Annotated in this window: 21 protein-coding genes and 1 pseudogene; 17 read left to right on the top strand and 5 right to left on the bottom strand. The window is 60.8% G+C overall.

The genetic code is table 11. The features are described from left to right. Nucleotides 1-231 precede the first annotated feature (231 nt). The 16 genes and pseudogenes from tssA to C4J87_RS11395 all read left to right on the top strand — a co-directional run bounded on the left by tssA (nucleotide 232) and on the right by C4J87_RS11395 (nucleotide 19,585). On the top strand, nucleotides 232-1,785 hold the full coding sequence (tssA, locus tag C4J87_RS11320; RefSeq protein ID WP_124366845.1) for a type VI secretion system protein TssA: 1,554 nt from the start codon (nucleotides 232-234) through the stop codon (nucleotides 1,783-1,785). Between the two features lie 23 nt (nucleotides 1,786-1,808). Beyond that, nucleotides 1,809-2,318 (top strand): type VI secretion system contractile sheath small subunit, encoded by a 510-nt coding sequence (gene tssB / locus C4J87_RS11325; protein WP_124366846.1) that lies wholly within the window; start codon nucleotides 1,809-1,811, stop codon nucleotides 2,316-2,318. A 15-nt stretch (nucleotides 2,319-2,333) separates the two neighbouring features. Beyond that, nucleotides 2,334-3,815, top strand: coding sequence for a type VI secretion system contractile sheath large subunit (gene tssC, locus C4J87_RS11330; protein ID WP_124366847.1), 1,482 nt, complete (start codon nucleotides 2,334-2,336; stop codon nucleotides 3,813-3,815). A 14-nt stretch (nucleotides 3,816-3,829) separates the two neighbouring features. Continuing rightward, nucleotides 3,830-4,231 carry a type VI secretion system baseplate subunit TssE gene (gene tssE / locus C4J87_RS11335; RefSeq protein ID WP_124366848.1) on the top strand — a complete coding sequence of 134 codons (402 nt, stop codon included), beginning with the start codon at nucleotides 3,830-3,832 and terminating at the stop codon, nucleotides 4,229-4,231. Next, complete coding sequence (gene tssF, locus C4J87_RS11340) at nucleotides 4,221-6,008, top strand: type VI secretion system baseplate subunit TssF (protein WP_124366849.1); 1,788 nt, start codon at nucleotides 4,221-4,223, stop codon at nucleotides 6,006-6,008. The genes tssE and tssF overlap by 11 nt, the downstream gene beginning before the upstream one ends. Next, nucleotides 5,972-6,979, top strand: a complete 1,008-nt coding sequence (gene tssG / locus C4J87_RS11345) for a type VI secretion system baseplate subunit TssG (RefSeq protein ID WP_124366850.1) — start codon at nucleotides 5,972-5,974, stop codon at nucleotides 6,977-6,979. Before tssF ends, tssG begins: the two co-directional genes overlap by 37 nt. A 12-nt stretch (nucleotides 6,980-6,991) precedes the next feature. Beyond that, nucleotides 6,992-9,427, top strand: coding sequence for an AAA family ATPase (locus tag C4J87_RS11350; RefSeq protein WP_124366851.1), 2,436 nt, complete (start codon nucleotides 6,992-6,994; stop codon nucleotides 9,425-9,427). Further along, nucleotides 9,424-10,950, top strand: a complete 1,527-nt coding sequence (locus tag C4J87_RS11355) for a sigma-54-dependent Fis family transcriptional regulator (RefSeq protein WP_124366852.1) — start codon at nucleotides 9,424-9,426, stop codon at nucleotides 10,948-10,950. Before C4J87_RS11350 ends, C4J87_RS11355 begins: the two co-directional genes overlap by 4 nt. An 82-nt stretch (nucleotides 10,951-11,032) precedes the next feature. Next, nucleotides 11,033-11,164 carry a type VI secretion protein gene (locus tag C4J87_RS11360; RefSeq protein WP_124366853.1) on the top strand — a complete coding sequence of 44 codons (132 nt, stop codon included), beginning with the start codon at nucleotides 11,033-11,035 and terminating at the stop codon, nucleotides 11,162-11,164. An 18-nt stretch (nucleotides 11,165-11,182) separates the two neighbouring features. After that, nucleotides 11,183-11,971 (top strand): type VI secretion system-associated FHA domain protein TagH, encoded by a 789-nt coding sequence (gene tagH, locus C4J87_RS11365; RefSeq protein ID WP_124366854.1) that lies wholly within the window; start codon nucleotides 11,183-11,185, stop codon nucleotides 11,969-11,971. A 5-nt stretch (nucleotides 11,972-11,976) separates the two neighbouring features. Next, the gene (gene tssJ, locus C4J87_RS11370) at nucleotides 11,977-12,462 is read left to right on the top strand and encodes a type VI secretion system lipoprotein TssJ (protein WP_124366855.1); all 486 of its coding nucleotides are present in this window, start codon (nucleotides 11,977-11,979) and stop codon (nucleotides 12,460-12,462) included. A gap of 1 nt (nucleotide 12,463) precedes the next feature. Continuing rightward, nucleotides 12,464-13,792 (top strand): type VI secretion system baseplate subunit TssK, encoded by a 1,329-nt coding sequence (gene tssK, locus C4J87_RS11375; RefSeq protein WP_124366856.1) that lies wholly within the window; start codon nucleotides 12,464-12,466, stop codon nucleotides 13,790-13,792. 5 nt (nucleotides 13,793-13,797) lie between these two features. Then, nucleotides 13,798-14,655 (top strand): type IVB secretion system protein IcmH/DotU, encoded by an 858-nt coding sequence (gene icmH, locus C4J87_RS11380; protein ID WP_124366857.1) that lies wholly within the window; start codon nucleotides 13,798-13,800, stop codon nucleotides 14,653-14,655. A 19-nt stretch (nucleotides 14,656-14,674) separates the two neighbouring features. Continuing rightward, nucleotides 14,675-18,030 (top strand): annotated as a pseudogene (gene tssM, locus C4J87_RS11385) (type VI secretion system membrane subunit TssM). After that, a complete protein-coding gene (locus tag C4J87_RS11390; protein ID WP_124366858.1) occupies nucleotides 18,027-18,746 on the top strand; it encodes a PP2C family serine/threonine-protein phosphatase in 720 nt (239 codons plus the stop codon). Before tssM ends, C4J87_RS11390 begins: the two are co-directional and overlap by 4 nt. Continuing rightward, nucleotides 18,743-19,585, top strand: a complete 843-nt coding sequence (locus C4J87_RS11395) for a serine/threonine-protein kinase (protein WP_124366859.1) — start codon at nucleotides 18,743-18,745, stop codon at nucleotides 19,583-19,585. The genes C4J87_RS11390 and C4J87_RS11395 overlap by 4 nt, the downstream gene beginning before the upstream one ends. Before the next feature lie 8 nt (nucleotides 19,586-19,593). Here the strand turns inward: C4J87_RS11395 and C4J87_RS11400 are convergent, their stop codons facing one another. Together C4J87_RS11400 and C4J87_RS11405 are read right to left on the bottom strand one after the other, a co-directional pair. Beyond that, entirely contained in the window at nucleotides 19,594-19,923 is a 330-nt protein-coding gene (locus tag C4J87_RS11400) for a DUF6388 family protein (RefSeq protein ID WP_124362644.1), read from the bottom strand. Nucleotides 19,924-19,934: 11 nt separating this feature from the next. Further along, nucleotides 19,935-20,189: a hypothetical protein gene (locus C4J87_RS11405; RefSeq protein WP_256658962.1), complete on the bottom strand. Its 255-nt coding sequence runs from the start codon at nucleotides 20,187-20,189 to the stop codon at nucleotides 19,935-19,937. A gap of 341 nt (nucleotides 20,190-20,530) precedes the next feature. Here C4J87_RS11405 and C4J87_RS11410 point away from each other — a divergent pair, with 341 nt between their 5' ends. Then, entirely contained in the window at nucleotides 20,531-22,600 is a 2,070-nt protein-coding gene (locus C4J87_RS11410) for an EAL domain-containing protein (RefSeq protein WP_124366860.1), read from the top strand. A 421-nt stretch (nucleotides 22,601-23,021) separates the two neighbouring features. Here C4J87_RS11410 and C4J87_RS11415 read toward each other — a convergent pair whose 3' ends face one another. From C4J87_RS11415 to C4J87_RS11425, 3 genes are read right to left on the bottom strand one after another with little or no spacing between them, the layout of a single operon-like run. Continuing rightward, nucleotides 23,022-23,864, bottom strand: a complete 843-nt coding sequence (locus tag C4J87_RS11415; RefSeq protein WP_124366861.1) for a metal-dependent hydrolase — start codon at nucleotides 23,862-23,864, stop codon at nucleotides 23,022-23,024. A 15-nt stretch (nucleotides 23,865-23,879) separates the two neighbouring features. Next, nucleotides 23,880-24,770, bottom strand: coding sequence for an SDR family oxidoreductase (locus C4J87_RS11420; RefSeq protein WP_124366862.1), 891 nt, complete (start codon nucleotides 24,768-24,770; stop codon nucleotides 23,880-23,882). Further along, the gene (locus tag C4J87_RS11425) at nucleotides 24,767-26,305 is read right to left on the bottom strand and encodes an NAD(P)/FAD-dependent oxidoreductase (protein WP_124366863.1); all 1,539 of its coding nucleotides are present in this window, start codon (nucleotides 26,303-26,305) and stop codon (nucleotides 24,767-24,769) included. Before C4J87_RS11425 ends, C4J87_RS11420 begins: the two co-directional genes overlap by 4 nt. Between the last annotated feature and the right edge of the window lie 118 nt (nucleotides 26,306-26,423).

The following is a 26,423-nucleotide window of genomic DNA, read 5'->3' on the forward strand; positions in this document are numbered from 1 at the left end:
ATCGCGGGTTATTTAACTTTGTTAAGTGCGCAAATTACTGCGCAGGCCTTGATTTTAGAGGGCTCGTAGGAAATTCCTTAAGTGTGAGGCTGTGGCTTGCTGACTGTTTTTTTGATGGCTAAGGTTCGTTCACTTCGTTGTGTGTTGAACGAGGGTTAAGCGGAGCTCTGCTACGCATTTCTCAGTATAAAGTTTACCTATTCAGCCTTCATAGTTGTGTGCAGCCCAAAAATGGTTCATTCAGAAAAGTTGTGCGATTATTACCAGGAACTTGCACGGAAACCTTGTTCGCCAGGGGATTTCGCCGGCAATGACGTGCGCTTTTCGAGTGAGTTTGAAACCGTGGAAGCCGAGGTTGCCAAGACGCAATCCATACATGGCGCGAGCCTGCCGGACTGGCAGCAGGTCTGCGAATTCAGCGAGCGCCTGTTGCGTGAGCAATCCAAGGACCTGCGCCTCGCTGTGTGGCTCACCTGGGGACTGCATCAGCGTGATTCATTCCCGGGGTTGCTGGCCGGCCTCGGTTTGCTGGTTTATCTCTGTGAGCATCACTGGGCGGCGGTCTATCCCACCAAGCTGCGCACCCGCGTTGCCGCATTGGCTTGGCTGGTGACGCGCCTGGCCGCGCTCTTCTCGCAGAACCTGTCGCTTGTCGACCGATTGCCCTTGTTCCAGGCGCTGCAGGCACACCTCGTGCGCCTTGATGAGCTATTGAACGAACGCCTTGGCAGCGACGCCCCGTTGTTGTTGCCAATCCGGCGACAACTGACGGAACGTCTGGCGCGTGCCACGCAAGACGGCGCGCAGTCAGCGGGCGCTGCGGGCGTGATCACCCAGGTCAAGCAGGCGCTCACGCAGTCGCTCAAGCCTGAGTTGCTGATCAACAATGAAAAAGATGCCCACAAAGTGCTGCGCGCCTTACAGGAACAGGCCCGTACGTTGTGTGCCTGGTGGTTGCGCCAGAATGCCGCCGACCTGCGGGCCTTGCGTTTGGGACGCACCTTGGCGTGGCTGAGCCTGGTCAATTATCCCGATGCCAACAGTGAGGGGGTGACGGCGTTGCGCCCGCTGGCTCCCGACAAGCTTAAACGTTACCAGGATCGTCTCAGCCAAGGCCATCACGCCGAGCTGTTGCTTGAGCTCGAGGTCAGCCTGGCGGGTGCATTGTTCTGGTTCGATGGGCTACGCATGCTCTGGGAATGCCTTGAAGCCTTGCACGCGAACCTGGCCATGACCGAGCTGGAAACGAGCTTCGCGCTGTTATTGCAACGTCTACCGAACCTGCCTGAATTGCGCTTCGACGACGGCACGCCGTTTGCGGGCCCGGCGACCTGTGAGTGGATCACACTTCATGTTGTTCGCCACCTGCACAAAGCCGAGCCTTTCAATGCCGTTGCCGATGGCGGCAGCGAACCTTGGGAAGCCGCCTTGCAGACGGTCATGCCCAGCTTGCGCAAGGACGGGCTCAAGGCTGCCGTCGGCGTGCTCAAGCAGGGTTTGCACAGCGCTGGCAGTGAACGCGCGCGCTTTCATTGGCGCCTGGCACTGGCCAGGTTGTGCATGCGCGCGGGCAAGCCTGACCTGGGCAGAATCCAACTGGAACAGCTGGACCTCGAATTACAGCGCGCGGGCCTGGACCGCTGGGAGCCGGAACTGGCCCTGCACGTCGGCCGGCTCCTGTACCGCTGCTATGACCTGTTGCCGCAAAGCCACGCCGTGCGCGAAAGCAAAGACGCCACGCATCGCCGGTTGTGCCAGTTCGATCTGGAAGCAGTACTCGAATAAAAAACATCAAAAGGAGAAACACCATGGCCAAAGACGGTTCGGTAGCACCCAAGGAACGTATCAACATCACCTTCAAACCCGCACTGGGTGGTGCACAGGAGGACGTCGAGCTGCCGTTGAAACTGTTGGTGTTGGGGGATTTTTCCCAGCGCGACGACCCGCGCAAGCTTGAGGATCGCAAGCCTATCGGGATCGACAAGAACAGCCTCGACGAGGTGTTGGCCAAACAGGCCCTGAACTTGACATTGAGCGTGCCCAATCGCCTTCAGGATGACGCTGAGGTTGAAGAGCTGACGGTCCAGGTGCGGATCAACTCGATGAAGGACTTCAACCCCGCCAGCCTGGTCGAGCAAATACCGCAGTTGCAAAAGCTGATGGTGCTGCGTGAGGCATTGGTGGCGCTCAAGGGCCCGCTGGGCAACACCCCGAGCTTTCGTAAAGCCATTGAGCAGGCGCTGGCCGATGACGATTCCCGTGCTCGGGTGCTGGCCGAACTGGGGCTGAGCAGCCCTGATGCCGAACCTATTCAGTAAAAGGACACTGATCCCATGACGACTACCCAGTACAACTCGCTGCCTCTGCCCAAAGCCGCCGACGAGTGCAGCATTCTCGACAACATCATTGCCCAGACGTTACTGAGTGCCGATGACGAGGCATACAGCATCGCCAAGCGGGGTGTGTCGGCGTTTATCGAAGAATTGGTCAAGCCTCACAACCGCGAAGAACCGGTCAAGAAGCGTCTGGTCGACCGGATGATTGCCGAGATTGATGCCAAGCTCAGCCAGCAAGTGGACGAGATCCTGCACCACCCGGACTTCCAGGCACTCGAGGCGGCCTGGCGAGGGCTGCAACTACTGGTAGAGCGCACCAATTTTCGCGAGAACATCAAGATAGAGCTGCTCAATGTCTCGCGGCAGGACTTGTTGGACGACTTCGAGGATTCCCCGGAAGTGACCCAGTCGGGGCTTTACAAGCATATCTACAGTGCTGAGTACGGCCAGTTTGGCGGCCAGCCGGTAGGGGCGATCATCGCCAATTACTTCCTGTCCCCCAGCGCGCCTGATGTGAAACTCATGCAGTACGTTTCCAGTGTCGCCGGTATGGCTCACGCGCCGTTCATCGCGGCCGCCGGGCCTGGTTTCTTTGGTCTGGAAAGCTTCACCGGTCTACCTGACCTCAAGGATCTCAAGGATCATTTCGAAGGCCCGCAGTTTGCCAAGTGGCAAAGCTTTCGCCAGAGCGAAGATGCCCGCTACATCGGCCTTACCGTGCCGCGTTTTTTATTGCGCACGCCGTACGACCCCCTTGAGTGCCCGGTCAAAACCTTTGCCTACCAGGAAAATGTGGTCAACAGCCACGAGCACTACTTGTGGGGCAACACGGCCTACGCCTTCGCCACTCGCCTGACCGACAGTTTCGCGCGCTTTCGCTGGTGCCCGAACATCATCGGCCCCCAGAGTGGCGGGGCGGTCGAGGACCTGCCGCTGCATCATTTCCAGAGCATGGGTGAGATTGAAACCAAGATTCCTACCGAGGTACTGGTTTCAGACCGGCGCGAATACGAGTTGGCGCAAGAAGGGTTCATCGCCCTGACCATGCGCAAGGGCAGTGACAACGCTGCCTTCTTTTCCGCCAGTTCCGTGCAGAAACCCAAGACGTTCGGCATCAGCGAAGAGGGCAAGGCAGCGGAGCTGAACTACCGGCTCGGTACCCAGTTGCCTTACATGATGGTGATCAATCGCCTGGCCCACTACCTCAAGGTCCTGCAGCGCGAACAACTGGGCTCGTGGAAGGAGCGCACCGACCTGGAGTTGGAACTCAACAAGTGGATTCGCCAATACGTGGCGGATCAGGAAAACCCCAGTGCCGAGGTGCGCGGGCGCCGTCCGCTGCGCGCAGCGCGCATCGCCGTCAGTGATGTCGAGGGTGAGCCGGGCTGGTACCGCGTCAGTTTGAGCGTACGGCCGCATTTCAAATACATGGGGGCGGACTTCACCTTGTCCCTCGTCGGCAAGCTCGACAAAGAATGAGCCGAGGCCAGGGGATGCGCCACCACAACAGCCTTTTCGAGCGCCTTGAGTCCGAGGTGTGTGCCAGCGAATGCCGTATGACGTCCGTCGCCGCGCATTTGACGAAAATGCTCAGCACCCGCGCCGGCAGCGTGCAGACGCTGCCGGATTACGGCTTGCCTGATCTCAATGATATGCGGCTCAGCCTGCATGAGTCCCTGACCCAGTCACGCCTGCTGATCGAGCGCTTCATCCAGGCTTACGAACCACGGCTGGTGAATGTACGCGTCAGGGTGCTCCCGCGCGTCCATGAAACGTTGGCACTGGCCTTTGCCATCGAGGCCGGGCTGCTCATCGACGGTGGCACTCAAGCCGTCGTGTTCCACGCGCGCCTGGCGGATGCCGGGCAGGTAGAGGTCTGCGCAGATGGCCCTTAACCGCTATTTTCAGAGCGAACTCAGTGCCCTGCGACAACTCGGGCGGCGCTTTTCAGAGCGCAATCCTGCCCTGGCACCGTTTCTTGCCGAGAACGGTCAAGACCCGGATGTGGAGCGTTTACTGGAGGGTTTTGCATTCCTGACCGCACGCCTGCGCCAGAAGCTCGATGACGAGCTGCCTGAGTTGACGCATTCCTTGATGCATTTGTTATGGCCCAATTACATGCGGCCAATGCCTGCTTTCAGCATCCTGCAATTCGACCCGTTGAACTGCGCCGGCCCCAGCGTTCGCGTGGCACGGGACACCGCAGTGGAAAGCATGCCTATCCAGGGCGAACGTTGCCGTTTCAGAACCTGCTATGCCACCGACGTAATGCCGCTGCAACTTCGTCGCCTGGATTACACCTGCCAGGGCGAAGCAACCTGGTTGGACCTGCGCCTGACCCTGAGTGCAGAGGGGAATTTCAGTGCGCTGACATTCGATTCGTTACGACTGCACCTGGCCGGAGACCACTATGTGAGCCAAGGCCTGTACCTCAGCTTGTTGCGACATCTGGATGGCATCCATCTGCAGCTATTGGACCAAAACGATTTGCCGGTCAACGGGATCAATGGTCAACCTGCGACGCTACGGCTCGGCGCCAGCCAGGTTCAGCCGGTGGGTTTTGCAGAGGAACACGCATTGATTCCTTACCCGCAAAACACCTTCCGTGGTTATCGCCACTTGCAGGAATATTTCACGTTTCCCGAGAAATACTTGTTTGTCGATGTTCAAGGGTTGGGTGCGCTGCATCGATTCCCCCAAGAGGTGCTCAAGCAGGCACATGGCATGGTGTTGCGCTTCGAGCTGCGCCCCCTGGGGCATGCGCTCCAGCGCCCCACCCTGGACAACGTCAAGCTGTACTGCACGCCTATCGTCAACCTGTTCAGTCACGACGCGATACCCATTCGGCGGGATGGAAAACAGGATGAATACCTGCTGTTGCCAGGGGAATATTCTCCGGAAAACGCCGGGGTGTTTTCGGTTGACCGTGTTACCGGATGGCGTCCTGGCGGCTTGGGCTATCAAACCTACGTGCCCTTTGAGTCGTTCGAGCATGACCGTGATGGCGAAACTTCGCGGGCGTTACCCAGCTTCAGCATCCGTCAACGGCCGTCGGTCCAGCATGACGGGCCGGCTACCTGGATAGGCTTTGGCGATCGCTGCGAGCAGGGCCCGGAAACACTGTCGATCGAGCTGACCTGTACCAATGCCGGTCTGCCGCGACAGCTAAGGGCAGGTGAGATCAACCAGCCCGGCGAGCACACCCCTGAGTCATTGACGTTCCGTAACATCACTGCGCCAACCGCGAGTTTTGCGCCGCCACTGGACCAGGATTATCTCTGGAAGCTCATCAGCAACATGTCGCTCAACTATGTGTCGCTGACCGATATCAACGCATTGAAAGTGATTCTCGCGACCTACGACCTGCCGCGCTATCACGATCGACAGGCGCTGAAAATCAGCCAGAAAAAGTTGGGCGCGCTGCGCTCTATCCAGCACGAAGCGGTTGACCGGTTGCACCGGGGCCTGCCGATTCGCGGATTGCGGGTGGACCTGACGGTGGATCCCCTGGGGTTTGCAGGCCAGGGCGATCTGTTTGTGTTCGCTTCGGTCCTCAATCAGTTCTTTGCGCTTTACGCCAGCCTCAATTCGTATCACGAGTTGCGAGTGATCAGCACACAAGGAGACGTGTATCTATGGCCGTTCCGGATGGGGCAGCAACCCCTGCTTTGACTCAGCTTTGCCGTGCTATCCGCGAATACACGCTATTCCAGGCGGTGGTGCAGGTGGTCGCACGTTTACGTGAAGCTCATCCCCTGCTGGATGAGGATGCGCTGTATGACCAGCTGGAATTCCAGGCCAATCCAGGCCTGGGGTTTGCAGGACACGATATTGACCGTGTGGAATTTTTCATGGACCACGGGCGCTTGCGGGCGCGTCTGCGCATCAACGTGCTGGGGTTGTTTGGCGCGGGCTCACCATTGCCGGCGTTTTATGCCGAGCAGGCGCTTGCGGAGCGCGCAGGTGGTAACCCCACGCGGGACTTCCTCGATATGTTTCACCACCGACTGCACCGTCTGATGTTACCGATCTGGCGCAAATACCGTTACCGGGCCTGCTTTCAACGGGGCGCCAGTGATGGGTTTTCCCAGCAAATGTTTGCGCTGATTGGCCTCGGCAGTCACGCGATACGGGGCGCCTCGCTTCTTGATTGCAAGCGCTTGCTGCCTTACCTCGGGCTTCTGAGCCTGCGCGCGCACTCGGCTGCGTTAATGGAGACCGTCCTGCGGTATTACTTCAAGCATGCCCAGGTGTTCATCGAGCAATGGGTCGAACGCACGGTGGACGTCGCGCATTCGCAGCGCAATGACTTGGGCCACGCCAACTGCACGCTTGGCCACGACCTGGTATTGGGGCGTCGCATCGCTGATCGCAGCGGCAAGTTCAGGGTGCACATCAAGGCCCTGGGCTGGCAGCGTTTTCACGACTTTCTGCCCACGGGAACGGCCTATGCCCCCGCATGCTCGCTGGTGCGTTTAACCGCGCGAGACGCGTTGCAATTTGACCTGCGCCTGGTACTGGCACCCGGCGAAATCAGGGCGTTGCATATCGGCGAAAGCAATGTGTGCCGCCTGGGTTGGACCAGTTGGCTGGAACATGAGCGAGCGGACGGGGCGATCACGCTCGCCGGCCATTTTCATTAAGGATTGATGAGCATGATTAATGTGGACCTGCAACAACTGATCCGTACATTGACGGCCCCGACCCGCCGGGACCTGACGCGCGCGGCCGAGCGCTGCATGGCGCGTGGTGGTCATGAAGTGTTGGTAGAGGATCTGCTTCTGGCCTTGCTCGAGCATCCCGCCGGGTTGATGGCCAAGGCGCTGGCAGATGCCGACGTTTCCCTGGGCGAACTGCAAGCAGCCTTGCAGCCCAGGAGTGAGCAGAGCGCTACACGCAACCCGGTGTTCGCCCAGGCTCTGGTGCTGTGGTTACAACAAGCCGTGATGGTTGCACACGTAGAGTTGGGCCAACGTTGCGTCGATCACGGTGCCCTGTTGCTGGCACTTTTACAGCACCCGCTGGAGCATGCGGGCAGCCGGTATCACGCTGTGCTCAGCCGCCTGGATGTCGGCAAGGTGCGTGATTTTCTGCTGGGCCAGCCCAGCGAGCATCAGCCGATTGCCACGGAGTCGCTGTTGCAGCGCTTTACCCAGGACCTCACCCAGCATGCCCGTGAGGGCCGGATAGACCCAGTGCTGTGCCGCGAGCGCGAAATACGGCAATTGATCGACATCCTGGTGCGGCGGCGCAAGAACAACCCGATTCTCGTGGGGGAGGCCGGGGTGGGGAAAACGGCGATCGTCGAAGGGCTTGCGTTGCAGATCGCGGCTTTGCAGGTGCCCGAGGCCCTTAAAAGCGTTCGCGTGCTGACCCTCGATATGGGCTTGCTGCAAGCGGGTGCTGGCCTCAAAGGCGAGTTCGAGCGACGTCTCAAAGGTGTGATCGATGAAGTGAACGCATCGCCTGAACCGGTCATCCTGTTTATCGACGAAGCCCATACCTTGGTGGGCGCTGGCGCCCAGCCGGGAGGCCTGGACGCGGCCAACCTGCTCAAGCCGGCCTTGGCGCGCGGCGCGCTGCGTACGATCGCCGCTACCACCTGGTCGGAATACAAGCAGTACATCGAGAAGGACCCGGCATTGGCGCGGCGGTTCCAGCCGGTACTGGTCGAGGAGCCGAGTGTCGAGCAGGCAGTGTCGATTCTGCGGGGACTGGTGCCTGTCTATGAAGCGAGCCATGGCGTGTATGTCCGTGATGATGCGGTGGTAGCAGCGGCCCACATGAGCGCACGCTATCTGGTGGGCCGACAGTTGCCGGACAAGGCGGTGGACGTGCTGGATACCGCCTGTGCCAACGTTCGCACGCGTCAGGCAATGCCGCCTGAGGCACTGCAGGCGCTACGCGCCGAACTGATCGAGGGCCAGCGGCAGGCGCGGGCGCTGAGTCGAGACTTTGATAGCGGATTGCCTGTGGATGCGCAGGCCCTTCAGGCGCTGAAGTTGCGCCTGGAAACCCTTGAGCACGAGCGCCAAGTACTGGAGCAACAGTGGCTTGAGCGCGATGGGCCGTTGGTGAAACCTGAGGTTTGCCCGCACGGCGTAGCGCATGTCATCAGCGCGTGGACCGGTATTCCCGTCGAGCAGCTGGCCCTTGAACCGAACACAAAAGTGCTTGGGTTTGCCGCGGCCTTGCGCTCGCGCGTGCTTGGGCAGGACCACGCGGTGCAGGCCCTTGATCGTGCCTTGCGCGCCGTTGCCGCCGGGCTCAACAAGGTCGATGCCCCTGTCGGGGTGTTTCTGCTGGTGGGGCCAAGCGGTGTAGGCAAGACAGAAACAGCCCTGGCCCTGGCGGATCTTCTGTACGGTGGTGAACGGTTTGTCACCACCATCAATATGTCGGAGTACCAAGAGAAGCACGCGCTTTCCCGATTGATCGGTGCGCCACCGGGTTATGTCGGTTATGGCGAGGGCGGGGTTTTGACCGAAGCCGTACGCCAGCGTCCCTATTCAGTCGTGCTGCTCGACGAGGTGGAGAAGGCCGACCCGGAGGTATTGAACCTGTTTTACCAAGTCTTTGACAAAGGGCGCGCGAATGATGGCGAAGGGCGGGAAATCGACTTTCGCAACACCGTGCTGCTGATGACGTCCAACCTTGCCAGCGACTGTATCAACGCGCTTTGCGCAGGCGGTCAACGACCTGAACCCCAGGTGCTGCAAGACGCCATCTATCCGGTGCTGCGTGCCCACTTCAAGCCCGCATTGCTCGCCCGTATGCGCGTCATACCGTATTACCCGATTGACGAGCAGGTGCTGCACGACGTGGCAGAGCTCAAGCTTGCGGGCCTTGGCCAACGGCTGCACTCGCGCAAACTGGCATTCACCTACACGCCAGAATTGGTCGCGCACATGACCGAGCGTTGCGCGGACGGTGACAGCGGTGCGCGGTACATCGACCAGTGGATCGAGCGCCATTTGTTGCCGCAGATGGTGGACGGTCTGCTCGGCGCCATGGCCATGGAGACCCCGGTTTCCATGGTGCATGCGCGATTGGATGGCAACGGCCTGCCGCTCTGCGAGTTCAGCCAATGACCGACCTTGATCAATTGCCTGACCCGCTTGCCCACGCCAGCGCCTTGATCGGCTGCTTCACACGTATAGGCCTGGACAGTGACGGCGCTTCATTGCCCGGCGCGTGCGTCTCAGCGGTGGCGCAACTGAGTCACTGTGAGCTCACCCAGTTGTACCGGCTTGACGAAGCGACCGGCCGGCTTGAGCTGGCCGCCCAACACCTGAGCGCGACGCCCTCGGTGGCGGTGGCGACTTCAAGTATCGATCCGCGACACGTGCCTTTACTGCGCGACACACTGGATCAAGGCGCCGCGGTCAGTGTGGATGATGTGCAAAACAGTCCTTACGACCTGGGTTTCTTGCCGGTGCTCGCATCACCTTGGCGCGCCTTGTTGAGTGTGCCGCTGTTCAACCGCCTCAATACGCTCACGGGCGTGCTGCTATGCGCGGCCCAACGCCCGGCAGCGTTGCAAGGCTACGCGTCCTCGCTGGGCCAGTTCGCCAGCTTCGCCTTGCACCAACTGGCCCTGCTGCGCAGCCTGCGGTGGGTGCCGGCTCTTGCGCCGCCACCGCGTGCAGTGTCGCTGACCGGCACGTATGGCCTGATTGGCAACAGCACAGCGATGGCGCAAACCTGCCAATTGATCAGCAAGGTGCTGCATACCCCTTATACCGTCCTGCTACGGGGAGAAACCGGCACCGGCAAAGAGGTGGTGGCTCGGGCCATCCACCTGGCAGGGCCGCGCGCAACCAAGGCTTTCGTGGTGCAGAACTGCGCTGCGTTCCCGGAAGGCTTGTTGGAGAGCGAGCTGTTCGGCTACCGCAAAGGCGCGTTTACCGGTGCCGAGCGCAACTATGCAGGGCTGTTCGACGCCGCCCATGGCGGCACGTTGCTGCTGGATGAAATCGGCGATATGCCGCTGACCCTGCAAGCCAAGTTGTTGCGGGTATTGCAGGAAGGTGAGGTTCGCCCATTGGGCGCCAGTGCTGCGCACAAGGTTGATGTGCGCATCATTGCGGCGACCCACCGTGACCTCGCAGCCATGGTCGCCGAAGGCAGTTTTCGCGAGGATCTTTATTACCGGCTTGCCCAGTTCCCCATCCAGTTACCGGCCTTGCGTGAGCGAGACGGGGATGTGCTGCAGCTGGCACGGCATTTCGCCGACAAGGCGTGCGCAAGCCTGGGAAGGACACCTGTGGAATGGTCGAATATCGCCCTTGATCAACTGTCGAGTCATGCCTTTCCTGGCAACGTGCGTGAACTCAAGTGCCTGGTGGAACGAGCCGTTCTGCTGTGTGACGACAACGTGATCCTGCCGGCGCACCTGTCGCTTCCCCAGGCGTCGGCCGCGACCGCCGTTGATGATGTCACGCTGCGCCAGCGTCTGGAGCGGGTAGAGCGCGTGTTCCTGCTCGATTGCCTGCACAAGAATCGTGGCAATCGGACCCGTACGGCGCGTGAGCTCGGCGTCGCACGGCGCACGCTGCTTTACCGGCTTGCACGCTTGAACATTCCTTGCGGCGAAGCCAGCGGGGAGCGTTGAACGGTGCATCCGAGGATTGCCGAGATCATTGCCGCCGTCGTCGATATGAAGTCGGCGGGCCTTTTCACCGAGGAGAAACCTGATGCCTGATCGTCCGTGGCACGTCGTCGTGCTTGCGTTGTGTCTGCTTGGCGGTTGTAACGCCAATTACGTATTCGATGATGCCCAATACCGTCCTTTGGGTGAGCCCCAGGCGGTGACCCGTGGCCGATAAGAAAGAGGGAGCTTGACCATGCGGCTTGTGTTTGAGGTAAGTGAGGCCGCAGGCGCAGACCCTGTGTCCACGGTGCGCAAAGTGTTTGACGGCGTGGGCGGTGTGATTGGGCGTGGCTCTGGCTGTGACTGGGTCATCCATGATCCCAGTCGGCTGCTCTCCAGTCACCACGGTTTGGTGGGTTACCGCGAAGGTCGTTACTTTCTGACGGATATCAGCAGCAACGGTATCGGCATGGCAGGCAGTTGCGAACGGTTGCACAAAGGGCAGGCACGATTGATCGAAGATGGCGACGTGTTCGAACTGGGTGCGCTGTCGATACGCGCGCGGCTGATGGAATCGTCTCCACCTTTGCGTGAGCAGCCCATCACCACGGGAGTACCGATTCCCGATGATGCTTTCCTGACCCTGGACCCGTTGCGGGCACTGGACCTTGAGCATCAGCGACATAGCACCTCGGATGAACTGGCAGCTTTGAATGCGGGCGTTGGCGAGCCCGGAGAGTGGGCGGACCGGCACGCCGCCGACCGTGAGCATGTGGCAATGCCATGCCGGTTTGAGCCCATCAAGGAGCTTCCCGTAGCGGACTCTGTCGCGACCGCACCGCCGCCGGATGACGTCTTCTGGACGGAGTTTGCTGCGGCGCTGGGGCTTGACCTGGGCCGGCTTGACCACGTTGCACGAAAGGCGCTGGCGATCAAGGTGGCGCGCCTGTGTCGGCTGGAGGTTGAACGGCTGCAACACAGCCGGGCCTTTGAAGAACAGGTGCGCCTGATCTCAACCCTGCACAGCGATTATCCAGGATGATGTCCATGTATCGAGTCACCCTCACGCCCCTGTTGCTCACGCTCGGCCTGTTGGCTGGCTGCAGCGCCGTATCGCCTTTTTCGACATTGACCAAACTGGACCTGGTACTGACCGCCAGTGAGCAGGTCAACCCGGACCTTCATGGCCGACCCTCGCCGGTCGTGCTGCAACTGATTGAACTGCGCCATGGCGTAGCTTTCGAGAATGCCGACTTCTTCAGCCTGTATGACCACGCCGAGCAGGTATTGCCAAAGGACTGGGTGAGCAGCGAGGAAATAGAGCTGCGCCCGGGGGAACGACTGGCGCTCAAGCTGAGTGTCGGGCCAAAAAGTCATTTTGTGGGCGTGCTGGCGGCGTACCGAGACTTGCCGCACGTTCAATGGCGGCTGCTCGTTCCGCTCACCGCGCAGCAATTGAACCGTGCCGAGCTGGTACTGGACCACGACGGAATCCGGCTTGCCGACCCGCGCTCCGGCAAGGAGGTGCAGTGATATGCACGCGCATAAAGTCATTTGGCAGGAAGGCATGCTGTTGCGGCCGCAGCACTTGCAGCACAACGACCGCCATTACCAGCAACAGCTCAACCAGACGCGTTTGCTGGGGCCTGACGCCTGGGGCTTCCTCACGCTGGAACTCGATGTGCAGTACCTCAACCTGGGCAAACTGGTGGTCACTCAAGCCAGCGGTGTATTGCCGGACGGTAGCCTGTTCGACCATGGCACCGCGATGGAGCCCCTGGTATTACAAGTACCCGCCAACCCGGGGGAACAGGCTGTTTACCTGGCGCTGCTGCTGGCAACCGGCAATCAGATTGAAGCCCGCCAACCGGAGCAGGGTGATGTCCTGGCGCGCTACCTCGCTTGTGAGGTGGAGGTAGGTGATTCGAACGCCGGTGCCGACGCTCGCTGTCGAATTCACTGCGCGCGACCTGATTTGCGTCTCCTGCTGGGTGAACAGCACAAAGAACAGGGCTTCGTCAGACTCAAGGTTGCCCAGGTGCTGGAGTCTACCGACGCGGGGGGCGTGCGCCTGGATGCGGAGTTCGTCCCGACGTTCATTTTTATGCAGGATCGCGGGTATGTATCGTCTTGTCTCAAGGAGGTGATCGGCCTGCTGGCATCGCGGGGGGATGCCATCGCGGCGCGGATCCGGGGCGAGAGCAGCGCCGCCGGCACGCAGGTCGGCGATTTCCTCATGCTGCAAGTAATCAATCGTACCGAGTTGGAGCTGCGCCACTGCCTGAGCCAGGCCCAGGTTCGCCCTGAAGCGGTATTCCGCGCACTGGTGGCGCTGCTCGGTGAGTTGTCGACGTTCGCCAGCGATAGCAGGCGCCCGGCGCTGGATGTGCATTACCGGCACGCCGACCAGGGGGCAAGTTTCCGGGGCCTGATGGAGGCTGTGCGTGCCGTGTTGTCAGTCGTGCTGGAACAACACTCCATCGAGTTGCCGTTGCAACAACGTCAGTACGGCGTATTGGTTTGCCCGGTCAGCGACCTGAAATTGCTGGGTACTGCGACGTTCATCCTGGCGGCTACGGCGCAGTGTGATTCGGAGGCCTTGCGCCAACGCCTGCCGGCGCATTTGAAAGTCGGCGCGGTTGAGCGCATACGCGAATTGGTCAATCTGCACCTGGCGGGTATCAAGGTCAAACCACTGCCCGTAGCGCCGCGCCAGATCCCGTTCCACGCCGCCAAGACCTATTTCATGCTGGATATGAATGCCCGCGATATCGCCCAGCTGGAGCAGTCGGGTGGCTTCGCGTTCCATGTCGGGGGCGAGTTCGCCGGGCTTGAGCTGACCTTCTGGGCCATCAGGAATTGAATGCTATGGACAGTGAATACCCGCAGGACGAAAAAACCGTCCTGCTCGATCGCGACGGCCATGGGCCCGCGCAAGGGCCGCTCACGGAGTTCCCGGCGCCGCCGCGCTATGAACAATTGCAGGACCGGATGATCTACGCGAGCCAAGCACTGGGCGCACACAGCTTCACCACAGCGCTCAATCCCCTCGTGGTCGCCGCTTGGGAGCTATTGTCGCAAGTGGTCCAGCTCAAGGGCTGCTCCGGTCGGGAAAACCTCATCACGATCAACGACCGATTGTCATCCGCGGTGACTCAATTCGAAACCCGTGCGTTGCAGGGTGGCATTGAAAATACCCAGGTCATGTCTGCGCGCTACGTGTTGTGCAGCGTGATTGACGAAGCAGTCGTCACCACGTCGTGGGGCGCTCGAAGTGACTGGTCGAAGATGAGCCTGTTGAGTCGCTTTCATCACGAAACGTTCGGCGGCGAGAAAGTGTTCCAGTTGCTGGAACGCCTGGCGCGCGACCCGGTAAAACACTTGGCGATGCTGGAGCTGGTGTACCTGTGCCTGTCCCTGGGGTTCGAAGGTAAATACCGGGTGATGGAGCGGGGGGTAGTGCAACTCGAAGCCGTTCGAGATGGCTTGTATCGACAGATCAGGCAGGTGCGAGGCAATCCGCCGTTGGTGCAGGTGTTGCCGGAAGGGCAGGGGCGCACGCGACGCAGGCACGTACGCGTCATTCCTGTTGGCGGGTGTGTGGCCTTCACGCTGTGCGGTTTGCTCGCGATGTACACGGGATTCGCCTGGGTGTTGGAGCGAGACAGGGCAAGTGCGCTGCAAAGCCTTCAATTGTCGGCGTCGGATCTTACCCGCACGCCCTAGTAAACGCAGGGAGCAACGAATGAACGCATTCTTCAAGGGCGTGGGTGCCGTGCTGGCCAAGGTTTGGGTGTGGAGCCTGATGCTGGTGCTTTGCTGTGCTGCATTCGTGTGGTACGTCGGACCGCTGTTGGCCGTGGACGACTACCGGTTCTGGCAAAGCGCCACTGCCCGCCTGTTGACCCTCAGCGTATTGTTTCTACTGTGGGGATTGGCGATGGTCCTGGCGGGTGGGCGCCGTGCTGCTGGACTCGAAAGGCCGGCGCCGCCAACCGCTCATCCGCCATTGAGAGCGGTGGAGGACGAGCAGAAGCACGTCCGTGGTCGTTTCAAGGACGCCCTCCACCGGTTGAAAACGTCTGCGCGCTATGGCGAGCGAAACGCACGTTGGCGCCATGATTTGCCCTGGTACCTGGTGATCGGTGAACCGCGCAGTGGCAAGACCCAACTGTTGGCGGCAGCGGGTTTGCAGTCACCGTTCGATCAGGCTGATACGCGGCCGACGGGCGGCAGCGGGCAGTGTGACTGGTACTTCGCCGATGAAGGGGTGCTTATCGACACGCCAGGGCGCTATCTGATTCAACCAGACCGTTCGGTGGATGCCGCCGGCTGGACCACGCTGTTGGCCAGTCTGAGGTGGCGGCATCGAGTGCGCCCGCTCAACGGCGTGGTGGTGACGCTGTCGGTAGACAGGCTCCTGAGCGGTAATGAGCACGACCTGGAGCAACTGGCGCGCCATGTCCATTCACGCCTGCAGGAAATTCAGCAGGTACTGCAGGTGGATGTACCCCTCTACCTGGTGTTGACCCAGGCCGATCGACTGGCGGGGTTCATCGAGTACTTTGACTCACCCTCAGGGGACGATATCGGAGCGGTACTGGGCCAACCTCTGGAGGCTGACAAGGCGGGCAATGACATCACCCAGGTTCGCCGAGCGTTCGAGCAATTACTGCAACGTTTGCACGGCGAATTGATTGAGCGATTGCACCAGGAGCGCGATGTCGAGCGCCGCGGACGAATGCTTGATTTTCCCCAGCAGACCGCGCAAATAGGTGAGCGTTTGTGCCTGTTTATCGAGTGGGCTTTTTGCGCCCATCGCTACCAGCGCATCAGCGGCTTGCGCGGGTTCTACCTGACCTGTGCCAGCGACAGCCGCAGCCATTTCGTGCAGGGCCTGTTCAGTCGGGTGATCTTTGCCGGGGCGGACCTGGCCGCCTTGCAGACCCGCGAGCGCCAGCGCATCTGGCGGCGCAATGGGTTGCTGGGGATGGCGGCTGCGCTGGTCCTGGCGGGTGCCGGGGGGCTGTGGATGCACAGTTACGCGGCCAACCAACAACGTTTGGCTCATATCGCTGCACTTAGCGCCCCCGTCGTGCAGGGTAGCGATGAAACCTTGACACTCCTGGCGCTGCTGGACGCTCGCTGGGCGGCGACCCAGGTGTTTCCCACACCAGGCGACACTCCGCTGATCGAGCGAGCCGGCCTGTATCAGGGCGAGGTCAGCCGACCGTGGGTGGCGCTCGCCTATGAGCAGGCGTTGCAGCAGCGGCTGCTGGGCCGCACTGTTGACCTGCTCGAAGAGCAGGTACGCGCCAGCCTCGGCGATCGCGAGCGCCTGCTCGACAACTTGCGTGCGTACCTGATGCTCAATCTGCGCGAGCGCCGGGATACCGCGTGGTTGGCGCAGCATATGGCCAGCCATTGGTCGCTGCAGTTTCCCGGTGATATGCCGGTACAGAAGCGCCTGAATGAACATTGGGCGCGACTGCTTGAGCAACCGTTTTCCGCCCACCTCAATGACGAGCTGGTGGCTCAGGCGCGGGCCGCGCTGCGGGGCGAGTCATTGGCCGATGTGGTGTACCGGGTGCTGCGCGAACAATCGCGCGACCTGGAGCCGTTGCGTCTGGCCGAGGGCAAGGTCTTTGCCGCCATCGATCCACCGGTTCCTGGCTTCTACACCAAAAGGTATGTGCAGTACTTCGAAGCGCAAGGCCCCAAGCTGGTGAACGCCATTGCCCAGGATAACTGGGTACTGGGCGAAGGCACTGACTTGAGCAGCGAGGATCTGCAGCGCTTGATGATCGAACTGCAACAGCGCTACTTCAGTGAGTATGCCCAGGCCTGGAGCGATGCCCTTGGTCGCATCAGGCTGCTGCACACCGACGGTCTGCGCGAGGATGCCGAACGTCTCGCCGGGCTGACGTCGGCCCAATCGCCAGTCCTTCTGCTATTGCAGCAGCTTCGTGAAAATACCCGTTTACTGCCGGGCCTGGAGCTGCCGGCAACGATGGCCCAGCCGTCAGGCACGTTGGGCGTGGTCGCCAAGGCTGCGGTGGCGCAGGGGCAGGCTGCCTTGGGCGACTCGGCACGCCGGGCCTTGCAGCGGCGTTTTGAACCCTTGCATCAGTTGCTGGATGAGCAGCAGAACCCCAGCGCGGAGCTGGCCCAGGGTTTGCGTCTGCTCGACCAATTGCACCTGCAATTGGCGACCCTGAGCCGTGAGGGTTCGCCGGAGCAGGCGGCCTTTTTGCGGGCAAAGCGGCGCATGGACGGCCAGCAGGACGTGCTGGGCGACCTGCGTGCAGCGTCCAGCCGTTTGCCGCTTCCGCTTGCCGGTTGGTTTGAAGGGATTGGCGATCAGACATGGCGCCATTTATTGGACCAGGCCTATGCCCATGTCAATCAGCGCTACCAGAGCGAGGTGCAGGGGCTTTACGCCAGGGCGATTCGCCAACGGTATCCGTTCAACGCCCACGCGACGAATGATGTGGCCCTTGACGATTTTCGTGAGTTCTTTAAACCCCAAGGCGTGTGGGCGCGTTTTTACGAGGGTTACCTGCGCTCGTTTGTCACTGCGGATGGCACGCGCTACCGGTTGCGTGGGCTGGACGGACAGGGTTTGCCGATCTCACGTTCGCTGCTGGATCAACTGACGAAAGCCCAGGTCATCCGACGCAGCTTTTTCACCGAAGATCAGGGAGAGTTGGCGGTGGGTTTTACCTTGGCGCCCTACAGCCTGGATCAGTCCGTCAACCGAGCGATCCTGCGATTGGGTGAAAAGCAGCTGGAATACCGGCACGGCCCGATCATACCCATGACGTTCCGGTGGCCCATCGAAACAGATAACGGACGCGCCAGCCTCGTACTGGAGAGGGGGGCGAATTGCGCCCCCTGGGTATCGAGAAGAGCGCCGGCGCCTGGTCGTTGTTCCGGTTTTTCGACTTGCTGCAACGCGAGCCTGCGAGTGACCGCAACGCGCAGATCGTCAAGGCCGACCTGGCCGGATTGCGCGCCAACTACCTGCTGACCAGCCAACGGACATCCAGCCCATTTGAGATGGACACGTGGCGCACCTTCCGTCTGCCGGAGCAACTGTGAACCCGGCGCGGCCCACATGGCGCAGCGCCGGGCGTACACAGCGCGGGCAGTCACGGCCGCGCAATGAGGATGCCCTGCTCGATTGCCCGCAAGGAGGCTGTTGGGCCGTGGCGGACGGCATGGGCGGGCACCGGCACGGCGATCTCGCGAGCGAGTGGGTGATCAGCAGCCTGGCTTCGTTGTCGGCGCAGGGCAGCCTTGATCAGCGGGTCGATGCAGTTCGACAACGGCTGCAAGGTGTCAATCAGCGGCTGGCGGATGCGCGGCGCACCGGCAGTGCGACGATGGGGAGTACGGTGGTCACACTGTTGCTGGATAACGGGCGTGCGGCCTGTGTGTGGGCGGGGGACAGCCGCTGTTACTTGTGGCGTGAACAACGCCTGTACCAGCTGTCGAGAGATCATTCGCTGTTGCAGCGCCTCATGGACGAGGGTCAGTTGAGTGCGCCGCAAGCTCGGGCCCACCCTGATGCCAGAGCCTTGACCCGGGCCATTGGCGCGCACGCGTCATTGCGGCTTGAGGTGCTGGAGCTCAGGACCCGCCCTGGCGATATATTTTTATTGTGCAGCGATGGTCTCTACCAGGCACTCAGCCATGTCCAGCTGGGCCTGGCGTTGAGTGCAGGCGGGCCGCAGCAGGTCGTGGAAAGATTGTTCGCCAGCGCGTTGCGCGCCCCGGCACGCGATGATTTGACCGCCATCGTGGTGCACTCATGAGTGCGGCATCCACTCCCCCGGTTTTGCTCGTCGGCCGCTACCACCTTGAGCAGGTCGTGGGCCGGGGCGGAATGGGCGTGGTGTACCGTGCCCGCGACCTGTTACATGAGCAATTTGGCGAGCCTTGTTCCGCTGTGGCGCTCAAGCTGTTGGACGAGTCTTTGTCTGCATGCCCGGATGCCCATGTATTGCTGTTCAGCGAGTTTGCGCTGGCTCGCCGCCTGCGACATGAGCACGTGGTGAGGGTGTATTCGTTTGAGGTGGATACATCCAGCCAGATCGCCTTTTTTACCATGGAGCTGCTGCATGGCCTGACGCTGGACCGACTGCTTGTGGAATGCCCTGATGGATTGCCGTGGGCAGAGCTGCAACCGATTGCCCTGCAACTGCTGGACGCGTTGGTTTATGCCCATCAACACAACGTGCTGCATGGCGATATCAAACCGGCCAATGTCATGGTGGGCGAAGCGGGCGTGCGTTTGTTCGATTTCGGCCTTGGGCAGTCATTAATGCAAAACCCGGCGGGCTTGGCGGCGGTGAATCGCAGCCGGTTGAATGCCTGGACCCGGGCCTATGCGGCGCCTGAATTACTCGCGGGTGGCGCATTGACGCCCGCTGCGGACCTCTATGGCGTGGCGTGCATCCTGTATGAGTTGGCCCAGGGCAAGCGCCTCGGGGAACGCCAACCGGGCGCCGGACTGCCTCGGCCCAGGCAGTTGCCCCGACGTTGCTGGCCGGCACTGCACACCGCCTTGGCGCAAGACCCGCAACGCCGGGCCCTGACGGTCGCCGAGTTGCGGCAGGTCATGGAGTGCAGGCGGCTTCGCTGGTTCGGCTAGCCAGCGCGTCAGCCGGCCAGGTCATGCAGTTGGCAGTAGTCGGCCCAACTCATGCCGGCCATCTGTGCGACTTCCTTGTGCACCTCGAGGCGTTGAGTTTCGAAGGCTTCGCTGGACTCGGCAGTCAGCTTGAGGGTCAGCTCCCAGGCGAACAGGCCCTGGCGCTCGGCCTGCGCTTCGAAGGCTTCATACAGACGCTCGGTACGATACTGCGCCACGGTTTCTCCCCTGGCCTGGGCAGCCAGTGGGTTGAGGTTGTTCAATTCAGCGGCCACATCCGGGTGTTCGTGCAGGAACCGGTCCAGTGCGCGTTGATAGTTATCGCCAGGTGCTGACAACGCCAAGCCCCTCAGCGAGAGAGAGGGGAGTCGACGTCGGGTGCGTGCCCGTCGACGTGACGCCGAGCGCGCTTGCGCGACCTGCGCTGGAGCCAGCGTTGCAACGGTGCCAGTAAAAAGAACATCAGGTAGGCGACAAGCACCAACGTCAAATCTATCCAGGTCTCCGCGACGGGCCCGGTATACAGTTCGATGACGTTCTTGATGATAAATAACAGCGCCACGCTGCATAGCCACAGCAGGATGGTGACAAATAGGGGGCGCATGGTACTGGACCGCTTATGGTGCATGGTAAGGCTCTCTCTCCTTTGTGCCTGCTTCTGGCCAGGCAATATTCCCTGAGTGGGCACCCGGTGTTAACCAGGTTGTAACATCCTTTAACAAACGGAAACGCGGCGGATAATACCGACTCAGACAGGTTTAGGGGATGACTCAGGTCAGAAAGTTCGATTTTTTATCTAGGAATTTTCACAGCCCCCTGGGTTTTTTTGCTGAAAAGCCCGGGGAGATGGCAAAAAGCTTTCGCGCCGAGCATCAGGGCGTGTAGCGTTGACGGGTATTCCGGCGCTGATCTCCAGACCCCGCGAATACGGGCAGAGGGCGGCTCATGGCGCAAACGCTGTTCAAACTTTTCCTTACCCAGCGCCTGGCGGCCCTGGCCAGTATCGAGTCGTTACGTGCGATTCGGGAGGGATTGTTGTGGATCCTGCCGTGCCTGTTGGTGTCTGCCGTTTTCCTGATCCTGTCCGAATGCGCCAAGGTGCTGGGCTTCAGCCCACCGATAGTGAGCTTTCTTTCGGGCCTGCATGACCGGATCAGCTCGGTGATTCCACTGCTGGTCGCCGCTTCCATTGGCTATATGCTGGCCATTCAGCACCGCTTGCCACAACTGCCAATAGCCTTTTTGTGCCTTGCCAACGTAGTGGTGGCCACGTTTCTTTTGCGCGAATACCCTCGGGCTTCGGCCACCTTCCTGCTGTTCATTGCCATCGCGTCGCCGCTGATCAATGTGCCGGCCATCGCCTGGCTGCACCGTTTGCGTTGGACTCGCCTGGTGCATGAAGACCTGATCGGACACAACCTCAAGGGCACGATCAACATGGTGCTGCCCGGTGCGATCACTGCGCTGGCATTGGTGGTGGTGTTGTCGTTGCTGCTGCAGATCCCCTATGTGGCGCAACTGCAGGGGCCGCAGGTGCTCAATGCGTTACAGGCGCCTTACGGCAGCGGCCTGTTTGTGACTTTGATGAACTCGCTGTTGTGGTTTTTTGGGATTCATGGCGTGTATGCCATGCAGCCGCTGTTCGATGTACTGGATCAAGCTGTGGTGCTCAATGGCGCGGCACTGGCGGCGGGTGAGCCGGTTCAATACCTGCTTAACAGCGGCCTGTTGGGCAGCTTCGCATTTATCGGTGGGTCGGGCGGCGCGCTGTGCCTGCTCCTGGCAATCCTGCTGTTTTCCAGGAGCCAGTCCATGCGGTTACTGGCGATGGCCAGTTTGCCGCTGTCGTTATTCAATGTCAGCGAAGTGCTGTTGTTCGGTTTGCCGATCATCCTCAACCCGCGGTTGTTCATACCCTTTCTGTTGGTGCCGGCGGTCAATGCGACGGTGGCGCTCGCGGTGGTGCAACTGGGTTGGGTAGCACCGGCCGTGGCCAGCGTGCCGTTTACCGCACCGGTGTTTCTCAATGCTTACCTCAGTACCCATGGCGACGTCGCGGCCGTGGTATTGCAGGTTGTACTGATGGGCCTGGGGACGCTGGTGTATGCGCCGTATGTACGGGCGATCCATCGCCAGGCCAGTGACGGCGGCACGGTATACCTCAAATCCCTGGACATGACATTTCGCGGCCTGGAGGAGAAGGGGCGGTTGCTGGAGTTCGACCCGGTACTCGCGTCGCACCGCGCCCTGGCCCGGCAGGCCATTGAGTTGAACCGGATCCAGCAGATCAGCGACTACGAGTTCTATCTTGAGTTTCAGCCCCAGGTCTCCACCCGTACCGGCCTGTGCACCGGCTGCGAAGCCTTGATGCGCGCCCGGGACAGCCAGGGCACGGTGCATTCACCCTGGGAGTTCCTGCAATGGTTGGCACAGGCGCGGTTGATGCCGGATGTGGACGTGTGGGTGGCGTCCCAGGCCGTACGCCAGTATCAACAGTGGAAGAAGGCCGGTTTTGAATTGCCCATGACCATCAATGTCTCCAGCGTTACCCTCAAGGACGCGGCTTATGGTGATCGTCTGGTGGAGATTCTCGCCCAGGCCCAGGGCTGGGTGTCGGTGGAGATCACCGAAGATGCGCTGGTCAGCGATATCCAGGCGACCCGTCATACCATCCAGAAACTGCAGGCATTGGGGGCAAAGGTATATATCGATGACTTTGGCACCGGGTTTTCGGCGTTGAGTTACCTGCATCAGTTTCCGGTGGACTTCATCAAGATCGATCGCAGCTTCGTGGTTGCACAGCACGATCCCAAGGGCGCTCAGGTGCTGACCGGCATGCTGCGTTTCTGTGAGGCGCTTAACCTGGGCGTGGTGGTGGAAGGGGTCGAGACCGCCGAGCAATTGGCGTTTCTGAATACGGGGGCTGAGTTGTTCATTCAGGGCTGGTATTTCAGCAGGGCGTTGCCGGGGCATAAAGTGCCGCAGTTTGTGCGCGAGCGGGCGGGGTTGGGGTGATCTGGCAGTCATGGACATAGGTATCTACGCAACTTTGTAGCAGCCTACGGTAACCACGATGCGAAGCGAGTCGCTCTTGATCTTGCTTTTGATCTAGGCGCCCCGTTAAACCACGCTGGCCGGAATTCGATAGTGATTTGGGGGGTAAACCGGCAGGGATGCCGGTTTAGCTGCCCCGCGCCATGGATGGCGCGTGGCGGCGGCCCCCCAAATCACTGTCGGATTACGGGCACACCGAGCCTAGGCGAGGTGCCGAGTGGTGGGGCAAGAGCGTTTTGCTTACTTTTGCGCTTTTCAAAAGTGAGCCGCTGTAAAAGCGGAACCCATAGCAGCCGTGACCGCAGAAACGGATATGTACTCGGTCCAATCCAACATCCTGGTCGGCCCAGAGGCCGCCATCGGGGGCAAGCCCCCTCCCACATTAGACCGCCTCGTAGCCCCGATTGGTCCGCTCGATCTCCTCGACCAGTGCGTCTATCCCCTCCAACCGTGCCCGATTGTCATGGTCCCAAGGATGAAAGCCCGGTTTGAAATAGTGCAGCCACGGCCGCAGCATGCGCGCAAAGATGCCCTTGGGGGCATACAGAAACTTGAGCATGCGCCAGAACCCCTGCAGATGCCCACCCGTCTTGCGGTCGGCAATCAACAGGCGCACGTGGAAATCGAACACCACCAGCCAGAACAGCAGCGTGGTAAACAGCATGGTGCCGGTACGCAGCAAGTAGCGCTTGGGCCCAGGCGTGATCACCCGGTTCCACACATCGAAGGCCACCGCTTTATGTTCGGTTTCCTCAAGGGCGTGCCAGTACCACATCTGCTGGTAGCCCTTGAGTGAGTCGCCGAAACGCGACGGGTCACTCAGCAGGATTTCTGCGAGCATCGCGGTGTAGTGCTCAAGGGCGATGGTCACCGCGAGGTTAAAGGACGGCGGCAAGTGCTTCTTTTGCAGGTCGAGAAAGAATTTCAAGCGGCGATCGAGGCTGTGCGCCGGCAGGCCTGCCGCTTGCAGCAGGTCGTTGTAGGCCACGTGTTCACGGCTGTGCATGGCTTCCTGGCCGATGAAACCCTGGATCTCTTTCTTGAGGTCCGGATCGTCGATGCGGGAACGGTAGTGGCGCACGCTGTCCATGAAAAACAGCTCGCCCTGGGGAAACAGCAGCGACAGGGCATTGAAAAAGTGCGTGATGAACGGGCCTTGTTCATGCCAGTTGGTGATGCGCCCGGCAGGCAGGGCGAAGCGGATATCACGGCGTATCGGCAACATGGGGTGTGCTCCTGTTCAGAGACGGGGCTCGTCGTTGGTTTCAAACACGGGCGTGCGTGGTTTGGGCGCCATGCGCCTGCTGGCAAACACCACCAGCGCTTGATAGGCCGCCGGCAGGCAACGGGCGAGCAGGTCGAGGAAATACGCGTCGCGACCGATCAGCACGCGGCGTTTGTTTTTGCGCACGCCTTGCAGGATCACCTTGGCGGCCTGGTCGGCGTCGGTGATAAACAGCTTTTCGAAATCGGCGCGCGCCTGTTGTTCGCTGTGGATAAGGAAACCGGTCATGTTCGCGTCGATCCGGCTGCTGCGGCAGATGTCGGTACGAATTCCGCCGGGATGCACGCAGGTGGCGGAGACGCCGCAGCGTTGCAGGTCCAGCTCCTGGCGCAGTGCTTCGGTAAAGCCGCGCACCGCGAACTTGCTGGCGTTGTAGCCACTCATGCCGGGCTGGGCGAACAGGCCGAACACGCTGGAGGTGTTGACGATATGCCCGTCGCCACTGGCCTTCAGGTAAGGCAGGAACGCCTTGGTGCCATGCACCACGCCCCAGAAATTGATGCCGACGATCCACTCCAGGTCGGCATAGTCCACGCCTTCCACGGTGCTCGACAGCGCCACTCCGGCATTATTGAAGACCAGGTTGACCTGGCCATGCTCGGCCGCACACCGCGCCGCCCACTCCAGCATGGCTTGGCGGTCCGAGACATCCAGTACCTGGGTGGTGACGGTCACCGGCGACAGGGTTGACGTCCTGACCAGGTCCCGCGTGTGCTCCAGCCCCTGGCTGTTCTTGTCGGCCAAGGCCAGGTGGCAACCCTCCCGTGCCAGGGCCAGTGCCAGTGCGCGACCCATGCCGGAGGCCGCTCCCGTAATTGCCGCCACGCGGCCGGTGAATGACTTCATGACAGACTGCCTTCTGTGGCGCAATGAGGGGTTGCTGCGGCGCGCGGCACAGGCACAACTGGCGCCCGGCTGACCACATAGTCCTTGAGCGCAAAATGCCGGGTGACTTGCTTGAACCGCCACGTCGAGCCGGGCCACAGCGTGGTGTTCTTGCCGGTACGCGGGTCGAGGTACCAGCTTTGGCAACCGCCGGTATTCCAGATAGTGCGCTTGAGCTTGCCTTGCAATTGCGCGTTGTAGGCCTGCTCCACGGCGGGTTTGACCTCCACCATGGCGATGCGTTGGCGCTGCATCTGTTGCAACGCGTCAAGGATGTAAGCGACCTGGGCTTCGATCATCAGGATCATCGAGTTGTGCCCCAAGCCGGTGTTGGGCCCGACGATCAGGAACAGGTTGGGATAGCCCGGCACCGTGGTGCCTTTATAGGCATGGGCGCCGTCGTGCCAGGTGTCCATCAGGTCGATGCCGTTGCGGCCGATGATGCAGCCACGGGGCAGGGGATCGGCAGCCTGGAACCCGGTGCCGAAGATCAGGCAATCGGCAGGGTGCTTGATGCCGTCAGCGGTGATCACGCCATCGGCTTCGATCCGCAGCACCTGGTCGGTCACCACCTCGACATTACTGCGTGACAACGCCGGGTAGTAGTCGTTGGAGATCAGCACACGTTTGCAGCCGATGGTGTAGTCCGGCGTCAGAATCTTGCGCAGGGAAGGGCGGGCCACTTGTTTGCGCAAATGACGCAGGGCGATTTTCTGCACCATCTTCATCAAGCGCGGGTGCAGGGCAAAGCCCACCACGCGGCCTTCCAACGCCCAATAAAAGGCACTGCGCACCAGCCTTTGGGTCACCGGCAGATGCTTGAACAGCCAGCGTTCGACACCTGAGATCGGCCGGTCGGGTTTGGGCATGATCCAGGGCGGCGTGCGCTGGAACAGGTCCAGGTGCGCCACTTGCGGCGCAATCTGCGGCACGAACTGAATAGCACTGGCGCCGGTGCCGATCACCGCCACGCGCTTGCCCTTCAAACTGTAGTCATGGTCCCACTGCTGCGAGTGGAAACGCTTGCCCTTGAAACTGTCGAGCCCAGGAATATCCGGCAGTGCAGGACGCGACAGGCCACCCATGCCCGACACCAGCACTCGCGCACTGACTTGGCGGCCATCGCTGAACGTCAGTTGCCAGCGTTGCTGCTGATCATCGAACACCGCCCGTTGCAGGCCCATGCCGAAACGCAGGTACGGCGCCAGCCCGAACCGCCGCGCGCATTGCTCCAGGTAAGCGCGAATCTCCGCTTGCGGGGCAAATTGGCGCGTCCAGTCGGGGTTGGGCGCAAAGGAAAAGGAGTAGACATGGGACTGCACGTCACAGGCACAGCCAGGGTAGTGGTTGTCACGCCACGTACCGCCGAGTGTGTCGGCCTGCTCAGCGACGAAGAAATCGCTGAGCCCGGCTTGCTTGAGTTTGATCGCCATGCACAGGCCGGCGAAGCCTGAGCCGATGATGGCGATGTCGATGGCGTCGCTGTGGGCATTCATAAGCGGTCCTTGGTGGGCATCGGATGTGCTCCTGTTTTTCTTTTGTGTTTTAGATAGAACACCATTGCAAAGGAAAATTGAATTAATTATTTTAAAAAAGATTTTAAATAATCTACCT

Source organism: Pseudomonas sp. R1-43-08 (genome assembly GCF_003852255.1).
Lineage (GTDB): Bacteria > Pseudomonadota > Gammaproteobacteria > Pseudomonadales > Pseudomonadaceae > Aquipseudomonas.